At 61.2% G+C, this 8,054-nt stretch carries 7 protein-coding genes; 4 read left to right on the plus strand and 3 right to left on the minus strand.

Translation table 11 applies throughout. The annotated features are described in order from the left end of the window. Positions 1-133: 133 nt before the first annotated feature. Genes AC3WWR_RS26585 through AC3WWR_RS26595 form a run of 3 tightly spaced genes read right to left on the minus strand, consistent with a single transcriptional unit; the run spans position 134 to position 3,406 of the window. Positions 134-1,138 (minus strand): 4-hydroxythreonine-4-phosphate dehydrogenase PdxA, encoded by a 1,005-nt coding sequence (locus AC3WWR_RS26585; protein WP_492599199.1) that lies wholly within the window; start codon positions 1,136-1,138, stop codon positions 134-136. Continuing rightward, on the minus strand, positions 1,135-2,091 hold the full coding sequence (locus tag AC3WWR_RS26590; protein WP_033044529.1) for an amidohydrolase family protein: 957 nt from the start codon (positions 2,089-2,091) through the stop codon (positions 1,135-1,137). The genes AC3WWR_RS26585 and AC3WWR_RS26590 overlap by 4 nt, the downstream gene beginning before the upstream one ends. After that, positions 2,084-3,406 (minus strand): MFS transporter, encoded by a 1,323-nt coding sequence (locus AC3WWR_RS26595; protein ID WP_492599200.1) that lies wholly within the window; start codon positions 3,404-3,406, stop codon positions 2,084-2,086. Before AC3WWR_RS26595 ends, AC3WWR_RS26590 begins: the two co-directional genes overlap by 8 nt. 437 nt (positions 3,407-3,843) lie before the next feature. On the opposite strand from AC3WWR_RS26595, the gene AC3WWR_RS26600 reads away from it, so the two are divergent. The 4 genes from AC3WWR_RS26600 (at position 3,844) to AC3WWR_RS26615 (ending at position 7,981) form a co-directional block, all read left to right on the plus strand. Next, positions 3,844-4,857 (plus strand): Bug family tripartite tricarboxylate transporter substrate binding protein, encoded by a 1,014-nt coding sequence (locus AC3WWR_RS26600; RefSeq protein ID WP_020797847.1) that lies wholly within the window; start codon positions 3,844-3,846, stop codon positions 4,855-4,857. Positions 4,858-4,910: 53 nt separating this feature from the next. After that, positions 4,911-5,444 (plus strand): tripartite tricarboxylate transporter TctB family protein, encoded by a 534-nt coding sequence (locus AC3WWR_RS26605; RefSeq protein ID WP_020797846.1) that lies wholly within the window; start codon positions 4,911-4,913, stop codon positions 5,442-5,444. Then, on the plus strand, positions 5,441-6,970 hold the full coding sequence (locus AC3WWR_RS26610; RefSeq protein WP_033045566.1) for a tripartite tricarboxylate transporter permease: 1,530 nt from the start codon (positions 5,441-5,443) through the stop codon (positions 6,968-6,970). Before AC3WWR_RS26605 ends, AC3WWR_RS26610 begins: the two co-directional genes overlap by 4 nt. A 69-nt stretch (positions 6,971-7,039) precedes the next feature. Beyond that, positions 7,040-7,981, plus strand: a complete 942-nt coding sequence (locus AC3WWR_RS26615) for a LysR family transcriptional regulator (protein WP_168757401.1) — start codon at positions 7,040-7,042, stop codon at positions 7,979-7,981. Positions 7,982-8,054 lie beyond the last annotated feature (73 nt).

The following is an 8,054-nucleotide window of genomic DNA, read 5'->3' on the forward strand; positions in this document are numbered from 1 at the left end:
GAAAAAGCGGTTATCAGGTAGATCGAGTTATCAGACCAAAAACAAAAAGATCGCAGCCTTCGGCAGCTCCTACAGGATGTATGCCATCCCCTGTAGGAGCTGCCGAAGGCTGCGATCTTTTGATCTTGCCCTTTTAGTAGCTGTTGCCCCCCATCCGGCAAGCAATCTCGAATGCCTGGCGAGTCGCGCCGACATTCGCCTTGCCCTGCCCCGCGATATCGAACGCGGTGCCGTGGGCCGGTGTGGTGATGGGAATGGGCAGGCCACCCTGAACCGTGACGCCACGGGAGAAGCCCATCAACTTGATCGCGATCTGCCCTTGGTCGTGATACATCGTCACGACCGCGTCAAAGGCGCTGGCGTCGCCCTGGACCTTGAGGAAAATCGTGTCGCCCGGGTACGGTCCTTCCGCCGCGATTCCCAGCGCCTGGGCCTTGCGCACCGCCGGGCCGATGATGTCCAGTTCTTCACGGCCGAACGAGCCGTTGTCGCCGTTGTGCGGGTTCAAACCGCAGACGCCGATGCGCGGTTTTTCCAGGCCGTTGCGCTTGAGGGCGGTGTCGATCAACTGAATCGCTTCCACCACCCGCTCCTGGCTGAGCAACCCCGGCACTTCAGCCAACGCGACGTGAGAGGTCACCCGAGAAGTCCAGAGATTGTCGAGCACGTTGAACTCGCAGAATGGCCCGTGGAAATCCAGCAGCTCGGCGAACCAGTGCAGCTCATCGTTGTGGGCCATGCCGGCCATGTGCAGCGAGGTCTTGTTCAACGGCCCGAACAATATTGCGTCGGTGGTCCCGGCCTCGGTCAGGCGCAGCGCTTTTTCCAACGTGTCGAGGCTGTAGCGACCGCCAATGACGCTGGCCTCGCTGCGCGGAAATTCACCGAAGGTGTCGCCGCGAAAATCGAAGAACAACGGCGTGTCATCAACAAAAGACAGCTGCTCCAAAGACTCCACCCGACGATAGGGAAACTCCACGCCGGCGATGCGCATGCCGCGACGCATTTCCGCTTCGTCGGCAATCAGGATCACGTTGGCCTGGCCGCGCACATCGGGCTCAGCGAGCAAGCGTGAGATCAGTTCCGGGCCGATGCCCGCCGGGTCACCCAGGACCATCGCGATGGTTGTCTTGTTCATGCTTCACTCCTCAAGGATTCAGGCAGCGCCCGGTCAATGGCGCAAGGTTCGCAGCGGTAGATGCGCTGCGCGTTGCTGTAGAACAGTCGCTCCTGATCGGCCACTGGCAGATCGGCGACGATGGATTTGAAACCGCTGTAGATGTCGTCGAACGAGCCGCACAGGCTGTCCACCGGAAAATTGCTGGCAAACATCGCTCGTCGGGTGCCGAACATCGCGATGATTTCGCGCACGATCCAGGCGTTGTCGATGGTGCGCCACGCCCGCCCCGCCTGGCCCAGGCCAGAGATCTTGACCTGCACGTTCGGCCACTGCGCCAACCGCGCCATCGCTGCTCGCCATCCCGCCAAGCCTTCGGCGCTGCGATCGTTGGGCAACCCGGCGTGATTGAGAATCAGGGTGATGCCGGGGAAGTCCCGGGCCAGCCGTTCGGCCTCGGGCAGGTTCCACCAGGGCGTCTGCAAATCAAAGTGCAGGCCCAGCCCCTCCAATGCGGCGTAACTGCGCCGCCAGTGCTCGTCGCTCATCAGGCTGCGCACCCGCCCGAACTGTTCGGGTGACGTCGGCCCGCCCGGTTTGTGCCGCACGCTGCGTACGCACTTGTAGGTGGCCTGCTCGGCCAGCACCGCAATGGCGTCCGGGTGGTCGAGCCAGGCTTGCGCGACGATCGCATTCGGCACCCCGTAACGGGCGGCCAGTTGTTCGATGAACCGGGTTTCGCCAATCGGGTCCTGGGGGTTCCATTCGGTCTCGACATACACCGTTTGCACCACCCGATGCTCACCGGCATCGGCGAAGTAATCCTCGGGAAAATAGCGGCGCTTGATCGCGCTGTAGTCACCGTAGCGAAACGCAATGTTGGCTTCGGGCGCCAGCCACGGATGGTCGTTGATCGTTGGGTCCCAGAAGTGATGATGGGCATCGATGATCGGTCCATTCCAACGCTCAGCCATAACGCACCTCGTCGAGACTGATGAACAGGGTCGCCAGCACAAACACGGCCGAACACGCGGCAAAGAACCCGAGCACGGGGGCGAAACCACCGCTCATTTGCAGGATCACCCCCACCAGGATCGGCACCGCGATACCGCCGGTGCTGCCGGCCATGTTCATCACGCCACCGATCAAGCCGACCCGCGCCGGTGCTGCCAGCAACGCCGGGAAGCTCCAATAGAGGCTGCCCCACATCAGGAAAAACGCGGTCATGGCCAACAGCGCCACGGCCGCAAAAGGATCGCTCAGGGTCGGCAACAGCAGGAACGCGCCGAGGGCCACCAGGCCGGAAAACGCCAGCAGGCTCTTGACCGCCACGCCGCGCCGCACGCCCTTGCGGATCAAGCCGTCGCAGAGGAAACCACCGGTCAACGAACCCAATGCGCCGCAGACGAAAATCACGAAGGTCGCCGCGCCAATGCCCTTGATATCAAAACCCCGGGCTTGCGCCAGATAACTCGGCCCCCAGGTCAACAGGCCGAAATACACCATCGCCCAACTGGCACGACCGATCAGCAATCCGCTCAGGGAACGAGCGGCGATGCCCAGGCCCTTGACCGGTGCCCGGGTGGCTTCGGCGGCCGGCGTGGCGCGCCCGGCGTTGATTTTTTCCAGTTCCAGGGCATTGACCTGTGGGTGGCTGTTCGGGTCATCACGCAGATAACGCCGCGCCAGCCAGGCCAGCAACAGGGTCGCCACACCGGCGATCACGAAGGCCAGGCGCCAGGAGTCCAGCGAAGCGATCAGATAGGCAATGATCAACCCGCCGAGCGCCACGCCCAACGGGCTGCCGCTGTCCATCAACACCGCACCGCGGCTGCGCTCGCTGGGCGCCAGCCATGAGCAGATCAGCTTGCCGCCGGACGGAAACAACGGCGCTTCCGAGGCCCCCAGGGCCACACGGGCAAACAACAACGACAAGCCGCCAGTGGCGAACGCCGCCAGCACCTGGAACGTGCCCCACAACCCGGTGGACCAGCTGATGACCCGATGCGGTCCAAAGCGGTCGATCAACCAGCCCCCGGGAATCTGCAACAGCGCGTAGGCCCAGAAGAAGCTGCTGAGGATCAAACCCTGGATGCTTGGCGTGAGGGAAAATTCATGGGCGATGGTCGGCATGGCAATGGACAGCGACACCCGATCAATCAGATTGACCATGGTCAGCGCAAAGATGATCGCGAAGATCCGCCAACGCACATTGCTGGCTTTCGCGGCGCCGGCCTGCGGGATCGCATCTGCCGTGGGCAGATGCAGGGAAGCACTGGGACGAGCCATGGTGCGTACCTCGATTTATTATTTTTGTGGATTCAAGCGTGTCGCGTCGTGGCGACCTGTGGGCACTATCGAAGGCCCGGTGATAACCGTCTAATCAAAACTTGAAATCAGGCGATAGCTTCGGGTTATGGCATGCCATGCTTTCAATGGGCTTTCAACGCACGCATGCATTTTTCTGTAGGAGCGAGCCTGCTCGCGATGGTCTTCAACGAAAACGCGTGTTTCCTGAATAAACGTGGCGCTCTTGAGTCCATCGCGAGCAGGCTCGCTCCTACAGAAATCCCCGTTCGTTTGCAGCGCTATAACCCCAGGCTATCGGTGTATGTATTGTTTTGACTAGACGCGGCGACGGCGTCTTCCCACACTCTGGCCAGGCTTGCAGCTTTCGAACGCCAACAAGTCACTCATAACAACTACAAAAACGAGGCTCTTCCATCATGCGAAATGCATTCGTCCGTCGCACATCCCGTCTGTTTCTTGGCTGCACCCTGGTCGCCGCGGGCGCCCTCCCCGCCCTGGCCCACGCCTGGCAACCGGACAAGAACGTCGAAATCGTTGTCGCCGGTGGCCCCGGTGGCGGTACCGACCAACTCGGTCGCCTGATCCAGTCGATCATCACCACGCATAAACTGCTCGACGTTAATACCATCGTCCTCAACAAGGGCGGCGGCAATGGCGCCGAAGCCTTTCTCGACATGAAGATGAACAAGGGCGATGCCGAGAAACTGGTGATCGGCACCAACAACATCTACCTGTTGCCGCTGGTGTCCAAGCTCGGCTATCAATGGCAGGAGCTGACGCCGATTGCCGCCGTGGCCGAGGATGACTTCATTCTCTGGAGCTACAAAGGCGCACCGTGGAAGGATGCGAAAAGCTTCTACGAAGCGGTCAAGGCTGACCCGTCGAACCTGCGCATGGGTGGCAGCCAGTCCAAGGACGTCGACCAGACCCTGACCCTGCTGCTGAACCAGACCAACAACAGCAAACTGGTGTACATCCCGTTCAAGAGCGGCAGCGAAGCCGCCACCCAACTGGCTGGCAAGCACATCGCCGCCAACGTCAACAACCCCAGCGAAAGCATCAGCCAATGGCGCGGCGACCAGGTCGAACCGCTCTGTGTCTTCAGCCAGGAACGCATGAGCTACACCGAGAAAGTCGCCGGTGATAAATCCTGGGCCGATGTGCCGACCTGCCACGAGCAAGGCCTGGGCATCGATCAATACCGCTTCCCGCGCACCGTGTTCATGCCCGGCGACGTTTCCGCCGAGCAACGTGCGTTCTATGTCGAGCTGATGCGTAAAGTCACCGAGACGCCGGAGTTCAAGGCCTACGTCAAGCAGAACGCCCTGGTGCCGACCTTCCTCGAGGGCGAGCCGCTGACTGCCTACATCGAAAAAGACACCGCCCGCGTCACCCCGGTATTCAAAGAAGCCGGTTGGTTGAAAAACTGACGTTGTCGCGGCCGCTCGCCTGCGGGCGGCCGTCATTTGCTGGAGGTGTCTGCATGTCCCATTCTTCGGATTCACCCGCGCTGGTCGGCACCCGTTGGGTCGAACTCGGCCTGACACTCTTCACCGCGCTGATCGGCGTAGTGGTGATGTTCGGCAGCGTCGAACAAGGTATCGGCTGGGGTGATGCCGGCCCCGAGCCGGGTTACTTCCCCTTCTACATCGGTTTGATGCTGAGCGCCGCGAGCGTGGCCAACGGCGTGTTGACCGTGGTGCGCTGGCAAGCGCTGAGCATCGCATTTGTCAGTCGCAGTGCATTCAGGCAAGTGCTGTCGGTATTCATCCCGATTGCGTTGTTCGTCGCTGCCATGCCACTGACCGGCATCTACGTCGCCTCGGCATGCTTCATCGCCTGGTTCATGTGGCGTGACAGGGTCCGCGCCAAGCCTTACGGAAAATGGATGATCGCCACGGTATCCCTCGGCGCGGTCCTGGCCAGCTACCTGATTTTCGCGCTGTGGTTCAAGGTCCCGCTGGATGCAGGCCCGTTGGGCGACTGGATTGCCCTGGCCGGGAGAAACTTCAAATGAGCGAATTCGATTCCCTGTTGCAAGGCATGAACCTGATCCTGACCCCGGGCCACATCGGCCTGATGGTGATCGGCGTGCTGCTGGGCATCCTGGTCGGTGTGTTGCCCGGCCTCGGCGCCCCCAACGGCGTGGCACTGTTGCTGCCGCTGACGTTCACCATGTCGCCGGTGTCGGCAATCATCCTGCTGTCGTGCATGTATTGGGGCGCGCTGTTTGGCGGCTCGATCACCTCGATCCTGTTCAACATCCCCGGTGAACCCTCATCGGTGGCGACGACGTTCGACGGCTACCCGATGGCCCGCGAAGGTCGCGCCGCTGAAGCCCTGACCGCCGCGTTCAGCTCGGCGCTTATTGGTGCGCTGGCCGGGGTGTTGTTGCTGACGTTCCTGTCGACCAAAATCGCCGCCTTCGCCATGTCGTTCAGTTCGCCGGAGTTCTTTGCGGTGTACCTGTTGGCGTTCTGCACTTTCATCGGCATGAGCAAGAACCCGCCGCTGAAGACCGTGGTGGCGATGATGATCGGTTTCGCCATGGCGGCGGTCGGCATGGATACTGTGTCCGGCAACCTGCGGTTGACCTTTGACCAACCGATCCTGATGACCGGCATCAGCTTCGAAGTGGCGGTGATCGGCCTGTTCGGCATCGGCGAAATCCTCTGCACAGTGGAAGAAGGCCTGGTGTTCCGCGGCGAACATGCGCGCATTACCCCGATGGTGATCCTGCGCACCTGGGCCAAGCTGCCGCGCTACTGGTGGACCATTGTGCGCAGCACCCTGGTCGGTTGCTGGATGGGCATTACGCCGGGCGGCCCGACCGCCGCATCGTTCATGAGCTATAGCCTGGCGCGTCGCTTTTCGAAAAACCGCGACAACTTTGGCAGGGGTGAACTCGAAGGCGTGATCGCTCCGGAAACCGCCGACCACGCGGCCGGCACCAGTGCCTTGCTGCCGATGCTGACCCTGGGTATTCCCGGTTCAGCCACCGCTGCGGTGATGCTCGGCGGTTTGATGATCTGGGGCCTGCACCCTGGGCCAACGCTATTTGTCGAGCAGCATGACTTCGTTTGGGGCCTGATCGCCAGCATGTACCTGGGCAACGTGGTGAGCCTGATCGTGGTGTTGGCCACCGTGCCGCTGTTCGCCTCGATCCTGCGCATTCCGTTCTCGATCATCGCGCCGATCATCATCATGGTCTGCGCCATCGGTGCCTACTCGGTGCACAACTCGTTCTTCGACGTGGTGCTGATGCTCGGGTTCGGTGCGCTGGGATATCTGTTCAAGAAACTTGGCTACCCGATCGCGCCGCTGGTATTGGCGGCCGTGCTGGGCGACAAGGCTGAAGATGCTTTCCGTCAGTCGATGCTGTTCTCTGACGGGCACCTGGGGATTTTCTGGTCCAACCCATTGGTGGGTAGCCTGACCACGGCGGCGTTGTTGATGCTGTTCTGGCCGTTGATTTCCAAGGCGCTGCAAACCCTGATGGGCCTGCGCAAACCCCAGGTCGCCAAGGCAAAATCGGTGCTGTGACACAGCGATGCTGGCAACGCCTGACATTTGTTGTCAGGCTTGCCACAGTTTTGTTTGCGAGTACGGCCCATGTCCCGAATTCCTGATGCCAATGTAATCCACAGTCGACTGCGTCTGCGCCAGCTGCGGCTGATGCTGGCGCTGGAGGAATTCGGCTCTTTGCGCCGTGCCGCCGACCACATCGGCATGACTCAGCCGGCGGCGACCAAGATGCTGCACGAGGCTGAGGATCTGCTCGGCGTCGAACTCTTTGAACGCCTGCCTCGGGGCATGCGCTCGACCCCGTTCGGGGAAACTGTCATCTACTACGCGCGCATGGTCTTCGCCGAACTCAGCGGCATGCGCGAAGAACTGGTTGCCCTGCAATCTGGCAACCTGGGGCGAGTCGCCGTTGGCGCGATTCCGGCGCTGGCCTCGGGGCTGTTGACCCGCACCATCGCGACCTTGAAGCAAAGCCATCCACGCTTGTCCATGAGCATCCAGGTCGATACCAGCGACGTGCTGGTGCAGGCGCTGCTGCAGGATCAACTGGACATTGTCCTGGGAAGAATTCCGCCCGGAGCACGGGCCGAAGAACTGCTGTTCGACAGCCTGGGTGAAGAAGCCCTGTGTGTGATTGCCGGTGCGCAGAATCCGCTGGCGAAGGAGAAGCAACTGGGTTGGGCAGAACTGCAGAACATGACCTGGGTGCTGCAACAGCAACCCAGCCCGATGCGCGCGATCATCAACCAGGTGTTCCATAATGCGCGGGTCGATATCCCCAGCAGCATCGTCGAAACCACCTCGATCATGACCTTGCTCTCATTGATTCAGCAAACCGATATGCTCGGCGTCACGCCGGTGTCGGTGGTCGAGGATTATCCTGGTCGTGACTTGCTGGCGGTATTGCCGATCAAGTTCGAAGCACGCTTGCCACCGTACGGGCTGATTACCCGTCGCCATCGCATTCAGTCGTCGGCGATGCAGGCGTTCATGAACTCGGTGCGCGCCGAGCATGCGCTGAGCAAATGAAAAGGCCCCTGTAGGAGCTGCCGAAGGCTGCGATCTTTTGATCTTGCTTTTTAAAAGATCAAAAGATCGCAGC

The organism is Pseudomonas sp. EB271-G4-1 (genome assembly GCF_058791355.1).